This window comes from Luteimonas endophytica, assembly GCF_029887875.1.
In the GTDB taxonomy this organism is placed as follows: domain Bacteria; phylum Pseudomonadota; class Gammaproteobacteria; order Xanthomonadales; family Xanthomonadaceae; genus Luteimonas; species Luteimonas endophytica.
Genome location: NZ_JARXRM010000019.1, coordinates 81116 through 101746 on the forward strand (window position 1 = coordinate 81116; position 20631 = coordinate 101746).

The following is a 20631-nucleotide window of genomic DNA, read 5'->3' on the forward strand; positions in this document are numbered from 1 at the left end:
GATCGGTACCGCGGCGTCAGGCCGGCGACTGCTCGATGTCGGCGATGCGGTAGCCGGCGCTCTGCACGGTATGCAGCAGCGGCCGGTCGAACGGCTTGTCGATGGTCTTGCGCAGGTTGTACAGGTGGCTGCGCAGGGTGTCGGAGTCGGGAAGGCTGTTGCCCCAGATCTCGCGCTCGATCTCCTGCCTGCTGACCACCCGTGGCGATTCGCGCATCAGGATGGTGAGCAGCTTCAGGCCGATCGGCGAGAGCTGCAGCTCCTGCCCCGCGCGGGTGGCGCGCAGGCTGGCCGGGTCGAGCACCAGGTCGGCGACCTTCAGCACCTCGGAGCCGACCTGGCGGCGCTCCCTGCGGATCAGCGCCCGCAGCCGTGCTTCCAGTTCCTGGATCGCGAACGGCTTGGTGAGGTAGTCGTCGGCACCCGAGCCGAGCCCGGTGAGTTTCTCGTCGAGGGTGTCGCGCGCGGTCAGCATCAGCACCGGGGTCGACTTGCGGGCCTCCTCGCGCAGGCGCTTGCAGACCTCGATGCCGTCCAGCCGCGGCAGCATCAGGTCCAGCACGATCACGTCGTAGCTGTTCTCCGACGCCAACCGGTAGCCATCCAGGCCATCGGCGGCATAGTCGACCTCGAAGCCGCGACCCTCGAGATACTCGCCGACCATTTCGGAGATGTTTCGGTTGTCCTCGACGATCAGGATGAGACCGCCCGGTTCCTGGGTTCCACGCATACTGGCTCCGATCCACAAAGGGGTTGAAAAGAAGGGGGGCTTCAGCTTTGTGAAGGATGCCGGTCTGGCGGTGCAGGGCTCGTGAAGAAGTCGTTGCGGCGCGGTGCGCCGCCGGGTTTGCCAGCGACCGGCGCCCGTGGCGCCGGTGGAAGGGCGCCCTCGCGGCGGGGCCGGAACGGGCCGGCTGGCGCCCGCCCGGGAGCCGCGCGCCCGACCTAGAAACGGATCCTGCCGATGAGGATGTCCTTGAACATCACCCAGTCGCCGAGGAACGAATACAGCGGGTGGCGGAAGGTCGCCGGGCGGTTCTTCTCGAAGAAGAAATGCCCCACCCAGGCGAAGCCGTAGCCGCAGGCCAGCGCCGCCAACAGCCACCAGCCGTTGCGCTGCCACAGCGCCACCGCGACCAGCACCAGCACGCCGCAGCTGCCGACGAAATGCAGCCGCCGCGACACCCGGTTGGCGTGTTCGCCGAGATAGAACGGATAGAACTCGCGGAAGCTTGCGAAGCGGCGCGTGCGTCTCTCCCGGGCCCATGGGTGCAGCCCATGATGGCGCGTGCCGCGGCGGCGAACAAACCCGCAGGCCAGGCCGGACTCATCCGCCGCCCGGGTCTTGCTCCTCGCGCTTGACGCGTTGCCACAGCGCTTCCTGCGCGGCCAGCGGCATGTCCTGGAGCTGGCGGTCCTGCGCGGCCGCCAGCGCCTCCATCGCCCGGAACCTGCGTTCGAACTTGAGGTTGGCGCGGCGCAGCGCGCCGCCCACGTCCACCCGCGCGTGGCGCGCCAGGTTGGCGGCGACGAACAGCAGGTCGCCGATCTCCTCCTCCAGCCGGTCGCGCGCGCCCGCATCCTCCGGGGCCACCGCCAGCGACTCGAACTCCACCCGCGCCTCGGCCAGCTCTTCCTCCAGCTTGGCAAGCACCGGCGCCGGCCCCGGCCAGTCGAACCCGACCCGCGCGGCGCGGTTCTGCAGCTTCACCGCGCGCTGCCACTCGGGCAGTCCGCGCGCGACCCCGGCCAGGGCGGAGCGATCGGCCTCGCCGCGCGCCTCGCGCTCGCGCCGCTTGTGCGCCTCCCACTCCCGGGTCTGCGCCTCGGCGTCCTCTACCGACGCCCCGGCGAACACGTGCGGGTGGCGGCGGACCATCTTCGCGCAGATCGCGTCCACCACGTCGGCGAAGGCGAACGCCCCCGCCTCCTCGGCCATCCGCGCGTGGAACACCACCTGCAGCAGCAGGTCGCCCAGCTCGTCCCTGAGCGCCCCCATGTCGCCGCGGTCGATCGCGTCGGCGACCTCGTAGGCCTCCTCCACGGTGTAGGGAACGATGCTGGCGAAGGTCTGCTCGAGGTCCCACGGGCAGCCGCCGTCGGGGTCGCGCAGGCGCGCCATGATCTCGAGCAGCCGGTGGATGTCGTTCGCGCTTTCGGTCATCGTTGTCCCGTGGTCGGCTGGTGCGGCCGCCTCTCCGGCCGCAGGAACGGCGTGCGCGGCGGCGGCTGCCGGCCACGGGCTAGGACCCGGACGGCAGCCACTCCCGCCACGGCAGCGCCGGATCGCCCAAGGCGATGAAGTCGCCGTTGAGCAGAGTGTCGCGCTGGTTGTAGCGAAACGGGCGGTCGCGCGGGTCCAGCACCGCCCCGCCCGCGCCCTCCAGGATCGCCTGGCCGGCGGCCGTGTCCCATTCGCTGGTCGGGCCGAAGCGCGGGTACACGTCCATGCGGCCCTCGGCCAGCCAGCAGAACTTCAGCGAGGAACCCAACGCCACCGGTTCGGTCTGGCCGATGCGGGCCATCAGCGCTTCGGTGCGGGCGTCGCGGTGCGAACGGCTGGCCGCCACGCGCAGCGGCGCGCCCGCCGGGCGGTGCACGCGCAGGGTGCGGTCGGTGCGGCCCTCGCGCCGCTGCGCGCCGCAGCCGGCGCCGCCGTACCACACCGCGCCGGTGACCGGCTGCTGGATCACTCCGAACACCGCCACGCCGTCCTCGACCAGGGCGATGTTGACGGTGAATTCACCGTTGCGCTTGACGAATTCGCGGGTGCCGTCGAGCGGATCGACCACCCACAGGCGCGGCCACCGCCGGCGCAGCGCCAGCGGCACGGCATGCGCCGACTCCTCGGACAGCACCGGGATGTCCGGGGTCAGGTCCGCCAGGCCGGCGAGGATCCGGTGGTGCGCGGCCATGTCCGCCGCGGTCACCGGCGAGGCATCGTCCTTGCGCTCGACCGCGAACTCGCCGGCGTACACCTGCAGGATCGCGTCCGCCGCCTCGCCGGCGAGCGCGATCACGCCCTCGCGGACCGCCTCAGCGACCGGCATGGTGCTGCAGGTACTCGCGCACGACGAACAGCGCGGCCAGCGAGCGGCCTTCCGAGAACTCCTCGCGCAGGACCAGCTCGTGCAGTGCATCCAGCCGCCACGGCACCACTTCGAGCTCCTCGGGTTCGTCGCCGGGCAGGCGCTCGGGGTACAGATCGCGCGCCAGCACCAGCCAGGTGAGATGACTCATGTAGGTGGGGGCCAGGGTCAGGGTGCGGATGACCTGCAGGTCGCGCGCGCCGTAGCCGGCCTCCTCCTTGAGCTCGCGGCCGGCGGCCTCGAGCGGGGTTTCGCCGGCATCGATGCGGCCCTTCACCAGGCCGAGTTCGTAGCGGTGCACGCCGGCGGCGTATTCGCGCACCAGCAGCACGGTCTGGTCGTCGATCAGCGGCACCACGGCCACGGCGCCGTGGCCGCGCCCGTGCAGGCGTTCGTACAGGCGCCGCTCGCCGTTGCCGAACTCGAGGTCGAGCCGCTCCATCCGGTAGGGCCCGGCCTCGTGCTCGGTGATCGAGTGGATGGTCGGCAGGCGGCGGCTCATGCTCGTCGTCCGGCTGCCGGCCGGGCGATAATACCGGGATGACTGGGAAACTTCACGATTCGACCATTCTAGCCGACGCCGCCGCATGGCGGGCGCGCGACCTGGCGGTGCTCTGGCACCCGTGCACGCAGATGCGCGAACACCACGGCGGCTTGCCGCTGCTGCCGGTCGCGCGCGGCGAAGGCGCCTGGCTGGTCGGCCCGGACGGCCGCCGCACCCTGGACGCGGTGTCGAGCTGGTGGACCAACCTGTTCGGCCACGCCGAGCCGCGCATCGCCGGCGCCATCGGCCGGCAGGCGCACACGCTGGAGCAGGTGATCCTCGCCGGCTGCTCGCACCTGCCCGCGGTGGAGCTGGCCGAGCGCCTGCTGGCGCTGGCGCCGCGCCAGCCCGGCCGCGATCCGCTGGCGAAGGTGTTCTATGCCGACAACGGCTCGGCGGGCGTCGAAGTGGCGCTGAAGATGGCGTTCCAGTGGTTCCGCAACCGTGGCGACGAGCCGCGGCGGACGAGATTCGTGGCACTGGAGAACGGCTACCACGGCGAGACCGTCGGCGCGCTCTCGGTCGGCGACATCCCGCTGTACCGGCGCGTCTATGCGCCGCTGCTGATGGAAGCGCTGTTCGCGCCTTCGCCGGATGCCTACCTGGCGCGCGAAGGCCAGAGCGCCGCCGGCCACGCCGAGGAGGCCGCCGACGCGCTGGCGCGCCTGTTCGACGAGCACCCCGGCGAGATCTGCGCGCTGGTGCTCGAACCCCTGGTGCAGTGCGCGGGCGGCATGCGCATGTACGATCCGGTCTACCTCCGGCGCGCGCGCGAGATCTGCGACGTGCATGGCGCGTTCCTGATCGCCGACGAGATCGCGGTCGGCTTCGGCCGCACCGGCACCATGTTCGCCTGCGAGCAGGCGCCCGCCGGTGCCCGCGCCGGCGCCGGGGGCGGGATCCAGCCGGACCTGCTGTGCCTGTCCAAGGGCCTGACCGGCGGGTTCCTGCCGCTGGCCGCGGTCCTGGCCACGCAGGCGATCTACGACGGCTTCCTCGACGACTCGCGCGAGCGCGCCTTCCTGCATTCGCACAGCTACACCGGCAACCCGCTGGCCTGCGCCGCGGCACTGGCCACGCTCGACGTCTTCGACAGCGACGACGTGCTGGCGCGCAACCGCGCCACCGCCGCGCGGATGGCGGAGCTGGCCGCGCCGCTGGCCGCGCATCCGCACGTCGCCGACGTCCGCCAGACCGGGATGATCGTGGCCATCGAGATGGCCCCTGGCGGCGAACGCCGCGCGCCGTTCGCGGCGGAGCGCCGCGCCGGCCTGCGCGCCTACCTGCATGCGCTCGAGCGCGGGGTGCTGCTGCGGCCGCTGGGCGACGTGCTCTACTGGATGCCGCCGTACTGCGTGCGCGAGGACGAACTGGCGCTGCTCGCCGACGTCACCGGCAGCGCGATCGAGGCGGCGACGGCATGAGCCGGCCGAGCTGCCCCGAACGGTTGCGGCCCGCTCCGGCGGAACGGCCGTGCGCCTGAGCCGCGCCCACGTCGACGCCGAACTGGCGCCCGGGCGCCGCGTCAGGCTTTCCGAAACCGCTGCCGCGCATCTGCTGCGGGTGTTGCGCCTGCGGGTGGGCGAGGCCTGCGTGCTGTTCAATGGCGACGGCCGCGATTACGAGGCCCGCATCGTGGCCGCCGACCGGCGCGGTGGCGAGGTCGAGATCCTGCACGCGCGCGAGGTGGCCAACGAGTCGCCGCTGCGGGTGGTGCTGCTGCAGGGCATCGCCCGCGGGGAAAAGATGGACCTGATCCTGCAGAAGGCGACCGAGCTCGGGGTCGCCGCGTTCGTGCCGGTGAGCAGCGAACGCAGCGAGGTGAAGCTGGACGCGGCGCGGGCCGAGAAGCGCCTCGCCCACTGGACCAGCGTGGTGGTCGCGGCCTGCGAGCAGAGCGGGCGCGCCCGCATCCCGGTGGTGGCGCCGGTGCAGCCGCTGGCCGCGGCGGCCGGGGAAGCCGCCGACGGGCCGCGGCTGCTGCTCGACCCCGCGGCGGCGTCGGGGGTGGACGGCCTGGATGCGCCGGCGCCGGCGGCGCTCACCATCGCGGTCGGGCCGGAGGGCGGCTGGTCGCCGCGCGACCGCGCCCAGCTGGTGGAGGCCGGGTTTCGGGGCATCCGCCTGGGACCGCGGGTGCTGCGCACCGAAACCGCCGGCATCGCCGCGATCGCCGCGCTGCAGGCGCGCTTCGGCGACCTGCGCTAGCGCACCACCCGCCGCGGCCGCGGCGCTCACGCCGCCTGCTGCAGCGCCTGGTCGATCGAGGCCGCCACGGCGTCGAGGTCGGGAATCAGCGCCGGGTCGCCGTTGAGCAGCACCCGGACCAGCACGTCCGCCGGCAGCCCCGCATCGCCCGGCTCGTCGGTTTCCAGCGCGTCGCGCGGCACCGTGACCAGGCGCGGGAAGCCCTGCGTCAGCAGCGCGAAGTACGGCAGCCGCGGATTGCCGTCGAGCGCCTTCAGCACCGCCACCTTGCTGCCCAGCCCACCCTGCTCCGGGGCGATACCGGCCAGGCGCGAGAACGCCACCAGCGGCAGTTGCCAGCCCTGCCAGCGGATCCGCCCCAGCAGCCAGTCCGGCGCGCCCTCGACCGGGTCCGGGTCGGCGTAGGACAACACCTCGGAAATGGTCGCGTTGGGCAGCAGCAGGCGCGCTTCGCGGACCTGGATCAGCACGCCGCGAATGTCCTGGCGTTGCTCGTTCATGGGGTCGGCTCCTCGAGATGCGCGCCCGCCGGGCGGTCCGGCGGCGGCCAGCGTTCGGCCAGTTCGTCGGCAAGCTGCCTGGGCGTGCCCGAGCGACCGCCTCGGGCGATGACGATATCGGCCGCGGCGCCGTCGTAGCAGCCTTCCGGCGACTGCCCGGCCACCAGCGCCCCACCCCAGGCCTGGCCCATGGCGGCATCGACCAGCGCGGGGTCGCTGCCGCTGAGAAACAACACCGCGCTGTCGTCCGACGGCAGCGACGCGGGCAGGGCCGCGCTGGCGCCCTCGGCCGAGACGAAACGCAGCTGCGCGCGCTCGCGGGCCACGCCGATGTCGGGCGGCAGGAAATAGACATGGCCCGGCTCGACCGCCGCGCCGTCCTCGGCCAGCGTCACCGGCAATTGCGCGGCGCGCTCCATCTGCCGGACCAGCCGGTCGTAGCGGCCGCCGTCCAGGCGCAGGCGCACCAGCAGCGGCCGCGGGAAGCCCGGCGGGATCGCCGCCAGCAGCTGGCGCACCGCATCCGGCCCGCCCAGCCCGCCCTCGATCACCACGGCGCCGCGCTCGGGGCCGTTGCCGTAGCTGTCGGTATCGGCCAGCGAGAGGCCGGCGATGCGCTGCTCGAGCGCCGCCAGATCCGGACCGGAGCGCTCCTGCTCGGGGGCTTCGGCCGCGACGGCCGCCGACGCATCGCCACCGTCGAAGTCGAAGCCATCGAAGGAGAGGGCCCGGTCCGCGGACTGCTCCGCTTCGCCGCCGTGGCGTTCGGCGGCCGGTGCGGGACCATCGCTGGCCGGGCCGGGCTCCGGCAGCGAGTCCTGTTCCGTGCTCGGATCCGCGTCCGTATCGTCTTCGACAACGGGCTCGTAGCTGATGTCCTCGAGGGCCAGCCCGGTGAAGTCGAAGCCTTCCAGCTTCACGTCCTGCAGCGTGTCGCCGCCGAGCGCGATCGCCTCCAGCGCGGAGGCGTCGAGTTCTTCAGTCTCCAGTCCGGACGGCGCGGCGGGCGCCGGCTCCGCACCCTCGTCGGTATTCGCCCCGCCGGTGAAATCGAAGTCGAAGTCGCTCTCCAGGGCCGCGACGGCCGTGTCGTCCGCGGCATCGGTCCGGCCACCGTCATACCCGGCAGCGCCGCCGATGGCCTGGTGCTCGCTGCCGCCCCCCTGCTCGGCCGAAGGCGCGAGGGGCGGGGCTCCGGCATCCAGGCCATCGTCGCGCGGCACCAGGTCGGCGACGTGGCGGGCCTCGCTGGCGATCGATGCCAGGTCGTGCTCGGAGACTTCGCCCATTCCCTGCGGCAACGGCCCGGGGGACGGCTGCCAGTCGCCGGGGTCGTGTTCGCGCCCCGGTGGAAGCACGTCGTCGTGCCGGTGGAGCTTGGCCGCCAGGTGGCGGACCCAGCGGGCGGCGTCCCAGCCGGCGCGCTGCGCCGCCAGCTCGGCCTCGTCGAAGATCACCGCGATCCCCGGGTCGGCGAGCAGCGGCTCGTAGGCCTCCAGCGCCTCCTCGATGGCCGGCTCCAGCGCCACCAGGATCGCCTGCGGCGCGGCGGCGGCCACCTCTGCGACGTCGGTGTCCGTGGGGTCGGCCACCGCCACCAGCTCCGCACCGGCTTCGCGCAGCGCCCGCTCCAGGCGCTCGCGCGCATCGCCTGCCCGGGCCAGCAGCGCGACGCGGGTGGCGCCATCAACCATCGTCGCGCCCGCCCAGCAGATCGAGCACGTTGCGCATCAGTTCGTTCTCCTGGTACGGCTTGCCGAGATAGCGCTCCACCCCGATCTCGAACGCGCGCTGGCGGTGTTTCTCGCCGGTGCGCGAGGTGATCATCACGATCGGAACGCCGCGCAGGCGCGCATCGGCCTTCATCTGCGTGGCGAGCTCGTAGCCGTCCATGCGCGGCATCTCGATGTCCAGCAGCATCAGGTCCGGCACGCGCTCGTCCATGCGCTCGAGCGCGTCCACGCCGTCGCGTGCGGTCACCACCTCGAGGTTGTGGCGTTCGAGCACGCGCCCGGTGACCTTGCGCATCGTGACCGAGTCGTCGACCACCATCACCAGCGGCACCTGGCGCCGTTCTGTGGCCTCCGCAGGCGCCTCGTCGCGCGGCTGCACCGTCTGGCGGCGCACCAGCGGCGCGACGTCGAGGATCACCCGCACGCTGCCGTCGCCCATGATGGTGGCGCCGAAGATCCCCGGCACCGAGGCCACCTGCGGGCCGACCGGCTTCACCACGATCTCGCGGTTGCCGATGATCTGATCCACCGCGACCGCCGCGCGCAGCTCGCCGGCGCCGATCAGCAGCAGCGGCATCTGCAGATGGCCCTCGGCGCGCGCCGGCGCGTGGCCGACCAGCTTGCCGAGGTCGTGCAGGGCGTATTCCTCGCCGCCGTACGAATAGACCGCGCCGGCCTCGGCCATCTGCTCGCGGGTGATCCGGCCGACACCGCGCACCGAGGCGATCGGCACCGCGAAGCTGGTCTCGCCGATGCGCACGAACACGGCCTGGGTGACCGCCAGGGTCTGCGGCAGGCGCAGGGTGAAGGTGGTGCCCTGGTCGCGCCGCGAGTGGATGTCGAGCGTGCCGCCGAGCTGCCGCACCTCGCTGGCCACCACGTCCATGCCGACGCCACGACCGGCCAGGCGGCTGACCTCGTCGGCGGTGGAGAAGCCGGGCTGGAAGATCATCATGTCGAGATCGCCGTCGCCCAGCGCCGCGCCGGTGCGCACCAGGCCGCGCTCCTCGGCGCGGCGGCGGATCGCCTCTCGGTCCAGGCCTCGGCCGTCGTCGCCGACTTCCAGCACCACCTCGGAACCTTCGCGGCGCACCGCGATGCGTACCGTGCCCTGTTCCGGCTTGCCTGCCTCGCGGCGCCGCTCGGGCGCTTCCAGGCCGTGCACCACGGCGTTGCGCAGCATGTGCTCCAGCGGCGCGGTCATGCGCTCGAGCACGTTGCGGTCGAGTTCGCCCTGCGCGCCGTCCAGCCTCAGCTGGACCTGCTTGCCGGTCTCCGAGGCGGCCTGGCGCACCACCCGCCGCAGCCGCGGCAGCAGCGCGTCGAAAGGCACCATGCGCGTGCGCATCAGCCCTTCCTGGAGGTCCGAACTCACCCGTGACTGCTGCAGCAGCAGGGTCTCGTACTGCCGGGTCAGGTCGTCGAGGGTCCCCTGCAGGCTGGTCATGTCGGTGGCCGACTCGGCCAGCGCGCGCGACAGCTGCTGCAGGGTGGAGAACCGGTCGAGTTCCAGCGGGTCGAAGGCGGCATCGCCGCTGTCGCCCTCGCGCTGGAAGCGCGCGATGATCTGTGCCTCGGTTTCGATGTCGAGGCGGCGCAGCTGGTCGCGCAGGCGGGTGTTGGTCTGCTCCATTTCCGCCATGGCGCTGCGGAACGCGCCCAGCTGCTGCTCCAGGCGCGCACGGTAGATCGCTACCTCGCCGGCGTAGTTGACCAGGCGGTCGAGCAGATCGGCGCGGATGCGCACCTGCTCCTGCGGCGCGCGCACCGAGATGTCCTCGCCCTCGCCCGCGACGTCCTCGCCGATCGGCGCCGACAGCGGCGTCAGCGGCTCGATCGGCGCCGCATCGGGCAGAGCCGGGGCCGACGCGGAGGTCTCCGGCGCTTCCGGTACCAGCGTTTCCCCGCGGGCGCGGGCGTCGAACTCGACGCTGAGCCGCTCCGAGGCGCCCACCGCGCGGCGCGCGCCGACCCGCGTGACCATCACGTGCAGCCGGTCGAAGCCGCGCTCGAGCAGCGGGATGCCGTCGCTGCCCAGTTCGCAGCGCTGTTCCACCACGGCTTCCAGCAGCGACTCCATGGCGTGGCCGAGCTCGCCGATGGCCATGATGCCGGCCATGCGGGCGCCGCCCTTGATGGTATGCAGATCGCGCTGCAGGCCGATCAGCGGCTCGCGCTCGCCGGGCGCCTCGCGCAACTGCGCGAGCAGCCCGTCGGAGTGGTCGAGCAGGTCGCCGCTCTCCTCGACGAAAATGTCCACCAGCTCGGCATCCAGGCCGGTCAGGTCCAGCGGCTCGTCGGGATCCTCGGCCGCCGCCGGGACCGCCACGACGTCGCCATCGGTCGCGGCGGCCGTCGCGACCGCACGCGCGACCCGATCCTGTTCGGCGTACTCCGCCTCGAGGCGGGCGTACTCGGCTTCTTCCTCGGCTCGCAGGCGCTCGATCTCGGCGCGCTCTGTCGCGGCGCGCTCGGCCTCTTTCGCCTCCGCGTCGTCCGCTGCGACCCTGGGCTGTGCCGTCTCCAGGCGCTCGGTCTCGACAGATTCGGCCTCGCGACGTTCGGCTTCGGCGCGTTCGGCTTCGGCGCGTTCGGCTTCGGCGCGTTCCGCTTCCGCGCGTTCCGCTTCGGTGCGTTCGGCTTCGGCGCGTTCGGCCTCGGCGCGCTCGGCTTCGAGGCGTTCGGCTTCGAGGCGTTCGGTTTCGAGACGTTCGGCTTCGAGGCGTTCGGCTTCGAGACGCTCGGCTTCGAGACGCTCGGCTTCGAGACGCTCGGCTTCGAGACGCTCGGCTTCGAGACGCTCGGCTTCGAGGCGTTCGATTTCGAGACGTTCGGCTTCGAGACGTTCGGCTTCGAGACGTTCGGCTTCGAGACGTTCGGCTTCGAGACGTTCGGCTTCGAGAAGTTCGGCCTCGAGGCGTTCGGCTTCGAGGCGTTCGGCTTCGAGACGTTCGGCTTCGAGGCGTTCGGCTTCGAGACGTTCGGCTTCGAGGCGTTCGGCTTCGAGACGTTCGGCCTCGAGGCGTTCGGCCTCGTCAGACTCGCCGTCGCGACGCTGGTCTTCCGGCGTTCCGGTACCGGACGCATCGTCCGCGGCCGGCGCGCCGAACCTGGGAACCGCGCTGTCGGCCAGGTCGCCGTAGGCGCTCAGGTCGAACGCCGACAGCTCGCCGTCCACGCCGGGCAGCGGTTCCGCCAGCTCCGGTTCTTCCGGCGGCAGCACCGCCCGCACCTCGGGCAGGGTGTCGCGCAGCGCAGCGAGGCGCGCGGCCAGCCCGGCGCAGGTCGGGACCTGCGGGCGCTCGGCCTTGAGCCCGGAGACCGTCGCCGCCACCACCTTCGACAGTTCCGCCACCGCCGCAACGGCGGCGGGCTCGGCCGCCTCCCCCGCCGCCGCAAGGCGCCGGATGTAGGATTCGGCAGGGGTCAGCGCCTCGGTGATCACCGGCACCTCGGCCATGGCGAAGGCACCGTTCATCGTGTGCACTGCGCGCAGCAGTGCGTCGTCGGCGCTGGTCGGCTCCGCCGACGCCCGCTGCACCCACGCATCCACCGTGGCCAGGTGGCCCGCGACCTCGGCGTCGAGGATCTCCAGCAGCAATGCGTCCACCGCGGCGGGCACCATGTTGCCGTCCATTTCCTCCGCGGCGGGCGCAGGCGCCCCCGCCTCGGCGACGGGAGCGGGCTCGGCGGCTTCGATCTCCTTCGGCGCTTCCTGCACCTGCCCGGAAGCGGGCTCCGCCTCCGCCGCCGGTTCGGCAGGCGGCGGCAGCGCGGCGCCGCGCGATGCGGCATCGCGCGGCGGCGCCTCGTCGCCGGCGGCGATGCGCTCCGCGTCGTCTTCCATCCGCTGCAGGTCGACCTGCAGCGCGGCTTCACCACGCAGCGCAGCCTGCAGTTGCGGGAGCGTGTAGAACGCCTGGTCGACCATCGCCACCACCGCGGGGCTCGCGGCGCGGGTGCCTTCCAGCACGCGGTTGAGCAGGCTCTCGATCTTCCAGCTGAACTCGCCCAGGGTGCGCGCGCCGACCAGACGCCCGCTGCCCTTCAGGGTGTGGAACACGCGCCGGATCGGACGCAACCGCTCCAGGTCGTCGGGCCGCTCCCGCCACGGAGGCAGCAGGCGGTCGAGGTTGTCGATCTCCTCGGCGAACTCCTCGAGGAACACCTCGCGGATCTCGTCGTCGATGTCGTCGTCGGTGGCCTCGAAACCGCCGCTGACTCCGACGGGCGCCGGGGTTGGCATAGCCGGCGTTGGCGCCGGGGCCGGGGACGGAGCGGCCTGGGGCGCCGGTGCCGGCGCGGCCTCGGTGGCAGCGTCCGCGGCGGAAGGCGGCGCTTCCCCGGGCGCGGCCAACGTCTCCGCGACCTCCCCGTGCGCGGCTTCGCGCGCATAGGATGGCTGGCCGGGCTCGCGATCCATGAACGCGGCCACGCCGGCGGCGATGTCCTCGGCGCCGGTGGCGGCGTCCACCGCGTCCGTTGCCGCGCGCTCCGGCGCTCCAGCCGCTGCCGGGGTCTCGGTCGGCAGCGGCCAGTAACCGAGCGCCTCGAGGCTGTTGCGGGCGATGTCGAGGATCTCGTCGCGATTGCCGCGCTGCTCACGCAGCGCCTCTAGGTAGTACTCCAGGCTGGCCAGCGCGTCGGCCAGGGTATCGAGCTGGCGGCCATTGGGCACGCGCCTGCGCGCCAGCAGTTCGGTCTCGGTGTAGCGGCGCACGCCAGTCACATAGCCGGCCGGAAGCGGCAGCTCCAGCATGTGCAGCACGCCGGCGACCTCCTGCAGCAGGCGCGGCACCTCGGCCAGTTCGCCATGCTCCCAGCTGGTTTCGACGAAGGCGACGAAAGCCTGGCGCGCGTCGGCGAAGTTGGCGATCGCCTCGCGGGCGATGACCTCCTGGGCCTTGCGCGACTCGCCGACCAGCGGATCCTCCTCGCTGCCGGCGTCGCCCTCGCCCAGGCGCGCGACCTGGTCGTCGAGCGAGGCGTCGACGTACAGCAGCGAGCCGGCGATGTCGAGCAGGGTGCTCTCATCGGCCTGGCGGTCGCCGCGGACGATCGCCTCCATCGCCTCGCGCTGCTGCTGCACCACGGTGCGGGCCACGCCCAGGCCGAGCATGCCCAGGGTGTCGGCCACCCGGGCGAGCGCTTCGACCTGCGGCTGCAGCAACGCGGCATTGCGCTCGCCGGTGCGCAGGTGCAGATCGAGTACGTCCTTGACCCGCAGCAGGTCCTCCTTGACGGCGCCGGCCACGGTGTCGAGCAGGGCGCGGTTGCGGCCGCGCAGGCTGCCGCGGGCGTGGTCGAGTTCGGCCTGGCTGGGCGCGTCGGCATCGAGCTCGAAGGTCTCGCGCAGCTCGCGCAGCGCGGCATGCTCGCCCGGGGTATTGGCGACGTGGTACAGCAACTGCCGGGTAGGCTCGAGCGCGGTCTCCGGCGAGGGGACGCCGAAGCCGTCCTCCTGCAACTGCTGCCTGGCCTCCCGCACCACCCCGGCGAAGCCCCGGCGCAGCTCGTCGCCCGGCTCCAGCGCGCCGTCGCGCAGCGCGTGCATCACCCGCGCGGCGACCCAGAGCATCCGCCGGACCGGTTCGACCCGGGTCAGCGGAAGCAGCGCTTCCAGCGCCCCGGCCAGGGCGCCGGCGTCGGCAGGCGCGCCGTGCTCCGGCCACGCCGCCATCGCCGCGTTGAGCTCGGCCAACTGCGCCGCCGTCCTGCCGCGCGAGGGTTGCGGCTCGGGCGCGGCCTCGGGCAGGTCGGCCGGAAGCGGACGGTGCAGGTCGGGAACGAACAGCACGCTCTCACTCAGCCCGGTGGCGCCGCGCGCGGCGCGCAGCTCGTTGAGCAACGGCAGCAGCACGATCGGGATGTCCTTGTGCCCGCCCTGCAGCCGCTCCAGGTAATCGGGCAACAGCACCACCCCACGCATCAGCGAGGCGCAGGCGCCGTCGCGGTCGGCGGTCTCGCCGTTCTGCAGCGCCTGCGCCAGCCGCTCCATCTCCTCGGCGACCATCGCCGGCGCGTACAGCTCGACCATGCGCAGCGTGCCCTGCACCTGGTGCAGGTAGCCGGCGCAGAAGCGCATCCGGCTGGTGTCGGTGGGGTCCTCGACGAACGCCTCGATCTCGAGCCGCGCCTGGCGCAGGGTCTCGTCGAGTTCCGGCTTGATCCAGCCGAGCGAGGTGTAGTCGATCGCGTCGCGCAGCGCCGTCATCGCGCACCCCCGGGGGTGTGCGCGCAAACGCGGCTGCAGGCTGTACCGGTGCGCTTCATGCTGGTGTTGGTCTCGTCCTGGCTGGCGGCGGCGGTCAGGCCGGCAGCTTGAAGTCGGCGACCGAGCGGCGCAGGTCGGCGGCGAGCTGGGCCAGGTTGCCGATCGATTCGGCGGTCTGGCTGGCGCCCTGCGAGGTCTGCGCGGTGATCGACTGGATCGTGTCCATCGCCTGGGTGATGTTGGAGGCCGCGGCCGACTGCTGCTGCGCGGCGCTGGAGATGCCCTGAATCAGGTCGGCCAGGCTGGTCGAGACGCTTTCGATCTCGCCCAGCGCGGTGCCGGCGTCCTCGGCCAGGCGCGCACCGGCGACCACTTCCGAGGTCGTCTGCTCCATCGAACTGACCGCTTCGTTGGTATCGCTCTGGATGGTCTGCACCAGCGTTTCGATGCGCTTGGTCGCGTTGGAGGCGCGTTCGGCGAGGCGCTGCACCTCGTCGGCCACCACCGCGAACCCGCGGCCCGCTTCGCCGGCCGAAGCCGCCTGGATCGCCGCGTTCAGCGCCAGGATGTTGGTCTGCTCCGAGATGTCGTTGATCAGTTCCACGATCGAGCCGATCTCCTGGGACGATTCGCCCAGGCGCTTGATCCGCTTGGATGTCTCCTGGATCTGGTCGCGGATCGAGTCCATGCCCTGGATCGTCTGCCGCACAACCCCGGCGCCCTTGGTGGCGATCTGCACCGAGCGCTGCGCCACGTCGGCCGATTCGGCCGAATTCTTCGAGACCTGGTCGATGCTGGCCGCGATCTCGCTGATCCGGTTCGACGCCGAGGTGATCTCGCGCGCCTGGTGTTCTGCGGCCTCGGCCAGGTGCATGGCGGTGGCCTGCGTCTCCTGGGCGCTCGAGGAGACCTGCACCGAGGTGTCGTTGATGGTCTGCACCAGGTTGCGCAGCTGCTCGACCGCGAAATTGATCGAGTCGGCGATCGCACCGGTCATGTCCTCGGTGACGGTGGCCTTGACCGTGAGGTCGCCTTCGGCGAGCGAGCCCATCTCGTCCAGCAGGCGCATGATCGCCTCCTGGTTGCGGTTGTTGAGCTCCATCGTGGTCTCGTAGCGCTCCTTCTGGGCGCGGTTCAGACTGAGCACCAGCAGGACGATGGCGGCCAGCGCGATCGCGCCGGCGATGATGCTGATCCAGATGTTGCCGAGGACGCTGGTGTCGGCGAGCGAGCCGAACGCGGTGAATGCCTGGAACAGGTTCTCGCTGTCGGACAGCAGCTGGTCGGAGCCTGCGGTGATCGCCGCGGCCGCGTTCTGCGCGCCGAACAGGTTCGGGGCGCTGCCGAGGATGGCGTCCAGGTCCTCCTTCATCTCGGTCCACAGCGCGGTGGCGTTCTCCAGCGCCGCCAGTGCGCCGCTGTTGCTCAGCGCCTGCACGTTCATGCCCTCGTCGCCCTCGCGCAGGCCGTCGAGCACCTGCTCGAACACGCCCACGTCGCGCGCCAGCGCCTCGCCGGCGATCGCCGCGGCGGGGCCGCCGGCCTGGATCTCGGTGACGCGCCGCGCCATGGTCGATGCCAGCACCACCTCGCGCAGGGCGATGTAGACCTGCGAGGCCGGCGAGCCGCTGTTCGACATCGCCCGGACCAGTTCGTCCAGCTGCGCCTGCAACTGCGGAACCCGCTGGGTGAAGCGCTCGGCGTTGCCGGCCAGGGCCAGCACCGCCTGCTCGCTGGCGATCACCTGCTCCGCGTTCTTCTCCAGCGGCGCCCAGGTCTCGCTGACCGAGCGGATCGGCCCGGCCACCCCGGCGGTCTCGCCGAAGTTGCCGACGAGCCCGGCGATGTCCTGGTCGATCTCGGCCTTGGTGGACTTGAACGCCGCGTAGGCCTCGGCGTCGCCGGCCACCGCCTCGCGGCCCTGGATGGCGAGCCGCTGCGAGTTCACCTGCAGGCTCGAGGCCGCGGTGCTGGCGCCGCCCAGGCGCGAGGCCTTCCAGATCGCGTAGCCGGTGTTGGCGCCGAAGATCAGCAGCGCGATCGCCAGCACGGTCAGCCAGAAGTTGGTGCCCAGATTGCGGCCCTTGCCGGCGACGGTGTCCATTACGGTGCTCATGGCCTTACCCCTGTTCTTTCGATGCGGCGTTCAGGCCGCGGCTTGTCTGAATTCCGGTGTGCGCGCCAGCCGGTCGAGGCTGAAGATTCCCCACTCGATGTCGCCCAGCCGGTAGGCGCGGTCGACGAAATGCGCGTAGCGCCCCGTGGCCAGCGGCTCGGCCGGCATCTGCTGCTCCTCGAGGAAGCTGCGCTGGCCGAACAGTTCGTCGATGGTCACCGCCACGTCGCCGCCCGGCTGGCGCACGATCAGCACGCGCTGGCTTTCGTGCAGCACCGTGCGCTCGCCCTCGAGAAATTGCTTGAGATCGACGATCGGCAGCAGGTTGCCGCGGATGTTGGCGACGCCGAGCATCCACGACTGCGCCCCGGGCACCGGGGTGATCTGCGGCATCGGCAGGATCTCCAGCACCTCGTCGAAGCCGGACGCGAGGCGCCGCGCGCCGATCCGGTAACCGACTCCGCGCCAGAGCCCAGGCGCGTCCAGCTCCTCGGGCAGGCCGGCCACATGCGCCAGGCTGCGCGCCTCGTAGTCGAGCAGGATCGAGAACGGATCGCCTGGGAGCTGCGGGTCGCGCGCGCGGATCATGTCGCGGCGCCGAGCAACTCGTTGATGCTGCCGATCAGGGTGTCCTCGTTCGGCGGCTTGACCAGGTAACCCTTGGCGCCCTGGCGCATGCCCCAGGCGCGGTCGGTCTCCATGCCCTTGGTGCTGACGATGATCACCGGGATGTGGCTGGTGCCGGCGTCGCGCGACAGCGCGCGGGTGGCCTGGAAACCGTTCATGCCGGGCAGCACCACGTCCATCAGCACCAGGTCCGGGCGCTCGCGGCGGCATGCCTCGATGCCGTCCTCGGCGCTGGTCGAGGTCAGCACCTGGTGGCCGTTGCGTTCGAGCAGCTGGGTGAGGACCGCGGTATCGGTCGGCGAGTCTTCGATCAACAGGATACGTGCCATGGTGTTGCCTTACCCCCCGGTCAGGCGCTGACGTGCTTGCGGATCGCGTCGAGGAGCTCCTCGCGCGTGAACGGCTTGGTGACGTACTGCTCGGAACCGACGATCCGGCCGCGGGCCTTGTCGAACAGGCCGTCCTTGGAGGACAGCATGATGACAGGTGTCTGGCGGAACATCTGGTTGTTCTTGATCAGCGCACAGGTCTGGTAGCCATCCAGCCGCGGCATCATGATATCGACGAAGATGATCTGCGGGTGCTGGTCGGCGATCTTGGCCAGGGCCTCGAAGCCGTCCACCGCCGTGGTCACCTCGGCACCCTCGCGCCTGAGCAGCGTCTCGGCGGTCCGGCGGATGGTTTTCGAGTCGTCGATCACCATCACCCGCAAGCCATCGAGGCTCCCGGCGCGTTTCTGGTCTTGCGTCATCAATGATCCCCTGGCGCGATGTTCCCGACGGCCGACACCGCTGCAATCCGTCTTATATCCCAGCCGGCCGGCGCACTGTCAAGCTTCGCACGCCAGGCGCTTCGCCGCGACCCGGGTGGATGGCGCCGCGGCGCGAATCGCGCCTGCTAACATCGCCGCTCCCCCGCTGCCGCCCGCCGCCATGCCCCTCGATGTGGTCGTCGTGATGGACCCGATCGGCTCGATCAAGGTCGCCAAGGACTCGACCTTCGCGATGCTGCTGGCGGCGCAGCGGCGCGGCCACCGCCTGCACTACGTGCTGCCGGGCGGGCTGTCGGTGACCGCGGGCGTCGCGAATGCGCGCGTGGCGGCACTGACGGTGCGCGACGATCCCGCGGAATGGTTCGAACTGGGAGATGCATCACAACGTACCCTGGGGTCCGGCGACGTGGTGCTGATGCGGCGCGACCCGCCGGTCGATGCCGAATACATCTACGACACCCAGATCCTCGGCCTGGCGCAACGCGCCGGCGCGCTGGTGATCAACGATCCGCAGGGCCTGCGCGACCTGAACGAGAAACTGGCGGCGCTGGAATTCCCCGACTGCTGCCCGCCGACCCTGGTCGGGCGCCAGGCGCAGGCGCTCAAGGCCTTCGTCGCCGAACACGGCGAGGCGGTGCTCAAGCCGCTGGACGGCATGGGCGGGCGCTCGATCTTCCGGGTCCGCGCCGGCGACCCCAATCTGAACGTGATCCTGGAAACCCTGACCTCCGGGGGCCGCACGCTCGCCATGGCGCAACGCTACCTGCCGGAGATCGCCGGCGGCGACAAGCGCATCCTGCTGATCGACGGGGAGCCGGTACCCTACTGCCTGGCCCGGATTCCCCAGGGCGACGACTTCCGCGGCAACCTCGCCGTCGGCGGCCGCGGCGAGGGCCGCCCGCTCAGCGAGCGCGACCGCTGGATCGCGGCCCGGGTCGGCCCGGAGATGCGGCGCCGCGGGATGGTCTTCGTCGGCCTGGACGTGATCGGCGACTGGCTGACCGAGGTCAACGTCACCAGCCCGACCTGCATCCGCGAGCTCGACGCCCAGTTCGGCCTGGACATCGCCGGCGACCTGTTCGCGGCGATCGAGGCCCGCGCCTGAGCCGATGAGCGCCGTCGCGCACCCGTCTTCCACGCCGATCGGCGACCGCGAGCGCCTGAGCGCCACGCTGGTGCTGTCGCTGCTGCTGCACGGCATGCTGGTGCTGGGGCTGGGCTTCACCCTGGACGATGCCGCGCCGGTGGTGCCGACCCTGGACTTGATCCTGACCGAGACCACCAGCCCGCTGACCCAGCAGCAGGCCGATTTCCTGGCCCAGGCCAGCAACCAGGGCGGCGGCGAGCACGAGCGGAGCCGGCGCCCGCGCGAATCACAGCTCGGCCATGCGCCGCAGGACGAGCCGGGCATCGCCCCCGAGCCGCTGCGCGCGCAGTCCCCGGACGCCCGGCCGCCGCCGCAGGCACGGGTGATCAGCAGCCGCAGGGGCGAGCAGCAGGCGGCCGTGCCGGATCCGACTCCGCAGGCCGACCCCTCGCTGCTGCCGGAAGGCCGCGACCGCATCGAACGGGACATGGAGATGGCGCGCCTGGCCGCCGAGATCCACCTGCGCTCGGAACGCTACGCCCGGCGACCGAAGCGCAAGTTCGTCTCGGCCAGCACCCAGGAATACGCCTACGCCGCCTACCTGCGGGCGTGGGTGGACCGGGTGGAACGGGTCGGCAACCTCAACTATCCCGACGAGGCGCGCCGCCGCCGGCTGGCCGGGGAACTGGTCATCAGCGTGGCGATCCGCCGCGACGGCTCGGTGGAGAACGCCCAGGTGATCCGCTCCAGCGGCATCCGCCTGCTCGACGACGCGGCCCTGCGCATCGCCCGCCTGGCCGAGCCCTACCCGCCGCTGCCGCGCACCGAAGAGGAAGTCGACGTGCTCCACGTCACCCGCACCTGGCAGTTCCTGCCGGCGGGCGAACTGGTCGACGGCTGAGGGGCTCGGGAATCGGGAATGGCTTGACTGTCCGCCATCCCAACGCAGGCCGGGACCAGGACCCCGGGGCGCTCCGGGCGTTTCCGTCGCTCACAGCCGTTTCCAGACGAAGCCATCGCCGCGGCGGTGATAGACCGCCAGCGCGCGGCCGTAGAACGCCCGCATCGGCACCAGCCCGAACGCGCGCCCGTCGGCACTGCGCCCGCGGTGATCGCCGAGCACCAGGGCCATGCCTGGCGGAACCTCGATCGGCCCGAGGTCGGGGCCGCCGCCGTCGCGCAGGTCCAGTTCCGCCAGCCGCGCCCCGAAGCGCTCCACCTCCGCGACGGCGCCCGGCGGCCGCAGCCAGGTGCCATCGACGCGCAGGCGCCCGTCGACCAGCTCGACGGTATCGCCGGCCACCGCCACGACCCGCTTCACCAGCCGGGTACCGTCGACCGGGGAGTCGAACACCACCACATCGCCGGGACGCGGGTCGTCGCGGGGGACCAGGTCGACCAGGGTGAAGGGCAGGCGCAGGCCGTAGGCGGTCATGTCGACGGCGATGCGGTCGCCGGGCTGCAGGGTCGGCTGCATCGAGCCGCTGGGCACGTGGTAGTGGTTGGCGAACGAGGAGCGCGCCACCAGCATCAGCAGCACCAGCGCCACTAGCGGCAGCGCTTCGGCGCGAACCCAGGCGCGGGCCCTGGCGGCGGCGGACCCGGCTGCGGCTGGGGAGCGCTGCATGGCGATTCCTCGTCTGCGGTGGCGGAAGCGCGGCACCGGCCGCAGCGTTGGGACCGGTGGGCGCAGCGAAAGTTCATTCCGTCGCCTGGGCCGGTTGCCCGCAGGGCGGGCCAG

General features: G+C 72.1%; 17 protein-coding genes and 3 pseudogenes. 6 read left to right on the forward strand and 14 right to left on the reverse strand.

The features are described from left to right. Positions 1-16 precede the first annotated feature (16 nt). The 5 genes from QFW77_RS04210 to nudE form a co-directional block, all read right to left on the reverse strand. Complete coding sequence (locus QFW77_RS04210) at positions 17-730, reverse strand: response regulator transcription factor (RefSeq protein WP_180678515.1); 714 nt, start codon at positions 728-730, stop codon at positions 17-19. A 215-nt stretch (positions 731-945) separates the two neighbouring features. Further along, the gene (locus QFW77_RS04215) at positions 946-1275 is read right to left on the reverse strand and encodes an Mpo1-like protein (protein WP_280573200.1); all 330 of its coding nucleotides are present in this window, start codon (positions 1273-1275) and stop codon (positions 946-948) included. 52 nt (positions 1276-1327) lie between these two features. Continuing rightward, positions 1328-2164: a nucleoside triphosphate pyrophosphohydrolase gene (gene mazG / locus QFW77_RS04220; RefSeq protein WP_280573050.1), complete on the reverse strand. Its 837-nt coding sequence runs from the start codon at positions 2162-2164 to the stop codon at positions 1328-1330. A 79-nt stretch (positions 2165-2243) separates the two neighbouring features. Continuing rightward, complete coding sequence (gene cysQ / locus QFW77_RS04225) at positions 2244-3050, reverse strand: 3'(2'),5'-bisphosphate nucleotidase CysQ (RefSeq protein WP_280573051.1); 807 nt, start codon at positions 3048-3050, stop codon at positions 2244-2246. Then, complete coding sequence (gene nudE / locus QFW77_RS04230) at positions 3037-3591, reverse strand: ADP compounds hydrolase NudE (RefSeq protein WP_280573052.1); 555 nt, start codon at positions 3589-3591, stop codon at positions 3037-3039. Before nudE ends, cysQ begins: the two co-directional genes overlap by 14 nt. A 38-nt stretch (positions 3592-3629) precedes the next feature. On the opposite strand from nudE, the gene bioA reads away from it, so the two are divergent. Together bioA and QFW77_RS04240 are read left to right on the forward strand one after the other, a co-directional pair. Next, positions 3630-5057, forward strand: a complete 1428-nt coding sequence (bioA, locus tag QFW77_RS04235; protein ID WP_280573054.1) for an adenosylmethionine--8-amino-7-oxononanoate transaminase — start codon at positions 3630-3632, stop codon at positions 5055-5057. Between the two features lie 49 nt (positions 5058-5106). Continuing rightward, on the forward strand, positions 5107-5841 hold the full coding sequence (locus QFW77_RS04240) for a 16S rRNA (uracil(1498)-N(3))-methyltransferase (protein ID WP_280573055.1): 735 nt from the start codon (positions 5107-5109) through the stop codon (positions 5839-5841). 26 nt (positions 5842-5867) lie between these two features. Here QFW77_RS04240 and QFW77_RS04245 read toward each other — a convergent pair whose 3' ends face one another. Genes QFW77_RS04245 through QFW77_RS19100 form a run of 3 tightly spaced genes read right to left on the reverse strand, consistent with a single transcriptional unit; the run spans position 5868 to position 10403 of the window. Next, entirely contained in the window at positions 5868-6341 is a 474-nt protein-coding gene (locus QFW77_RS04245; protein ID WP_280573056.1) for a chemotaxis protein CheW, read from the reverse strand. Next, positions 6338-8035, reverse strand: coding sequence for a chemotaxis protein CheB (locus tag QFW77_RS04250; RefSeq protein ID WP_425603264.1), 1698 nt, complete (start codon positions 8033-8035; stop codon positions 6338-6340). Before QFW77_RS04250 ends, QFW77_RS04245 begins: the two co-directional genes overlap by 4 nt. Then, on the reverse strand, positions 8028-10403 hold the full coding sequence (locus tag QFW77_RS19100; RefSeq protein ID WP_425603271.1) for a response regulator: 2376 nt from the start codon (positions 10401-10403) through the stop codon (positions 8028-8030). The genes QFW77_RS04250 and QFW77_RS19100 overlap by 8 nt, the downstream gene beginning before the upstream one ends. A 185-nt stretch (positions 10404-10588) precedes the next feature. On the opposite strand from QFW77_RS19100, the pseudogene QFW77_RS19200 reads away from it, so the two are divergent. Both QFW77_RS19200 and QFW77_RS19205 read left to right on the forward strand, forming a co-directional pair. Further along, positions 10589-10792, forward strand: a pseudogene (locus tag QFW77_RS19200) (pentapeptide repeat-containing protein); the annotation flags it as partial. Positions 10793-10900: 108 nt separating this feature from the next. After that, a pseudogene (locus QFW77_RS19205) lies at positions 10901-11386 on the forward strand (pentapeptide repeat-containing protein); the annotation flags it as partial. A gap of 607 nt (positions 11387-11993) precedes the next feature. Here QFW77_RS19205 and QFW77_RS19110 read toward each other — a convergent pair. The 5 genes and pseudogenes from QFW77_RS19110 to pilG form a co-directional block, all read right to left on the reverse strand. Beyond that, a pseudogene (locus QFW77_RS19110) lies at positions 11994-14288 on the reverse strand (FimL-related protein); the annotation flags it as partial. Positions 14289-14382: 94 nt separating this feature from the next. After that, positions 14383-16404, reverse strand: a complete 2022-nt coding sequence (locus QFW77_RS04265) for a methyl-accepting chemotaxis protein (protein WP_280573058.1) — start codon at positions 16402-16404, stop codon at positions 14383-14385. Positions 16405-16434: 30 nt separating this feature from the next. Further along, a complete protein-coding gene (locus QFW77_RS04270) occupies positions 16435-16992 on the reverse strand; it encodes a chemotaxis protein CheW (RefSeq protein WP_280573059.1) in 558 nt (185 codons plus the stop codon). Continuing rightward, positions 16989-17360 carry a response regulator gene (locus tag QFW77_RS04275; protein WP_280573060.1) on the reverse strand — a complete coding sequence of 124 codons (372 nt, stop codon included), beginning with the start codon at positions 17358-17360 and terminating at the stop codon, positions 16989-16991. Before QFW77_RS04275 ends, QFW77_RS04270 begins: the two co-directional genes overlap by 4 nt. Before the next feature lie 20 nt (positions 17361-17380). Beyond that, entirely contained in the window at positions 17381-17782 is a 402-nt protein-coding gene (gene pilG / locus QFW77_RS04280) for a twitching motility response regulator PilG (RefSeq protein WP_280573061.1), read from the reverse strand. A 181-nt stretch (positions 17783-17963) separates the two neighbouring features. Between pilG and gshB the strand changes: the two genes are divergently transcribed. Both gshB and QFW77_RS04290 read left to right on the forward strand, forming a co-directional pair. Continuing rightward, positions 17964-18908, forward strand: a complete 945-nt coding sequence (gshB, locus tag QFW77_RS04285) for a glutathione synthase (protein WP_280573062.1) — start codon at positions 17964-17966, stop codon at positions 18906-18908. Between the two features lie 4 nt (positions 18909-18912). After that, positions 18913-19791: an energy transducer TonB gene (locus QFW77_RS04290; protein ID WP_280573063.1), complete on the forward strand. Its 879-nt coding sequence runs from the start codon at positions 18913-18915 to the stop codon at positions 19789-19791. A gap of 90 nt (positions 19792-19881) precedes the next feature. Here QFW77_RS04290 and lepB read toward each other — a convergent pair whose 3' ends face one another. Then, on the reverse strand, positions 19882-20517 hold the full coding sequence (lepB, locus tag QFW77_RS04295; protein WP_280573064.1) for a signal peptidase I: 636 nt from the start codon (positions 20515-20517) through the stop codon (positions 19882-19884). Positions 20518-20631 lie beyond the last annotated feature (114 nt).

Bases quoted from the DNA above. Each gene is read 5' to 3' on its own strand.
- QFW77_RS04270 (WP_280573059.1), bottom strand. From the start codon at position 16,992: ATGATCCGCGCGCGCGACCCGCAGCTCCCAGGCGATCCGTTCTCGATC.
- lepB (WP_280573064.1), bottom strand. From the start codon at position 20,517: ATGCAGCGCTCCCCAGCCGCAGCCGGGTCCGCCGCCGCCAGGGCCCGC.
- gshB (WP_280573062.1), top strand. From the start codon at position 17,964: ATGCCCCTCGATGTGGTCGTCGTGATGGACCCGATCGGCTCGATCAAG.
- pilG (WP_280573061.1), bottom strand. From the start codon at position 17,782: ATGACGCAAGACCAGAAACGCGCCGGGAGCCTCGATGGCTTGCGGGTG.
- bioA (WP_280573054.1), top strand. From the start codon at position 3,630: ATGACTGGGAAACTTCACGATTCGACCATTCTAGCCGACGCCGCCGCA.
- mazG (WP_280573050.1), bottom strand. From the start codon at position 2,164: ATGACCGAAAGCGCGAACGACATCCACCGGCTGCTCGAGATCATGGCG.
- nudE (WP_280573052.1), bottom strand. From the start codon at position 3,591: ATGAGCCGCCGCCTGCCGACCATCCACTCGATCACCGAGCACGAGGCC.
- QFW77_RS04245 (WP_280573056.1), bottom strand. From the start codon at position 6,341: ATGAACGAGCAACGCCAGGACATTCGCGGCGTGCTGATCCAGGTCCGC.
- QFW77_RS04275 (WP_280573060.1), bottom strand. From the start codon at position 17,360: ATGGCACGTATCCTGTTGATCGAAGACTCGCCGACCGATACCGCGGTC.
- QFW77_RS04265 (WP_280573058.1), bottom strand. From the start codon at position 16,404: ATGAGCACCGTAATGGACACCGTCGCCGGCAAGGGCCGCAATCTGGGC.
- cysQ (WP_280573051.1), bottom strand. From the start codon at position 3,050: ATGCCGGTCGCTGAGGCGGTCCGCGAGGGCGTGATCGCGCTCGCCGGC.
- QFW77_RS04250 (WP_425603264.1), bottom strand. From the start codon at position 8,035: ATGGTTGATGGCGCCACCCGCGTCGCGCTGCTGGCCCGGGCAGGCGAT.
- QFW77_RS04290 (WP_280573063.1), top strand. From the start codon at position 18,913: ATGAGCGCCGTCGCGCACCCGTCTTCCACGCCGATCGGCGACCGCGAG.
- QFW77_RS04210 (WP_180678515.1), bottom strand. From the start codon at position 730: ATGCGTGGAACCCAGGAACCGGGCGGTCTCATCCTGATCGTCGAGGAC.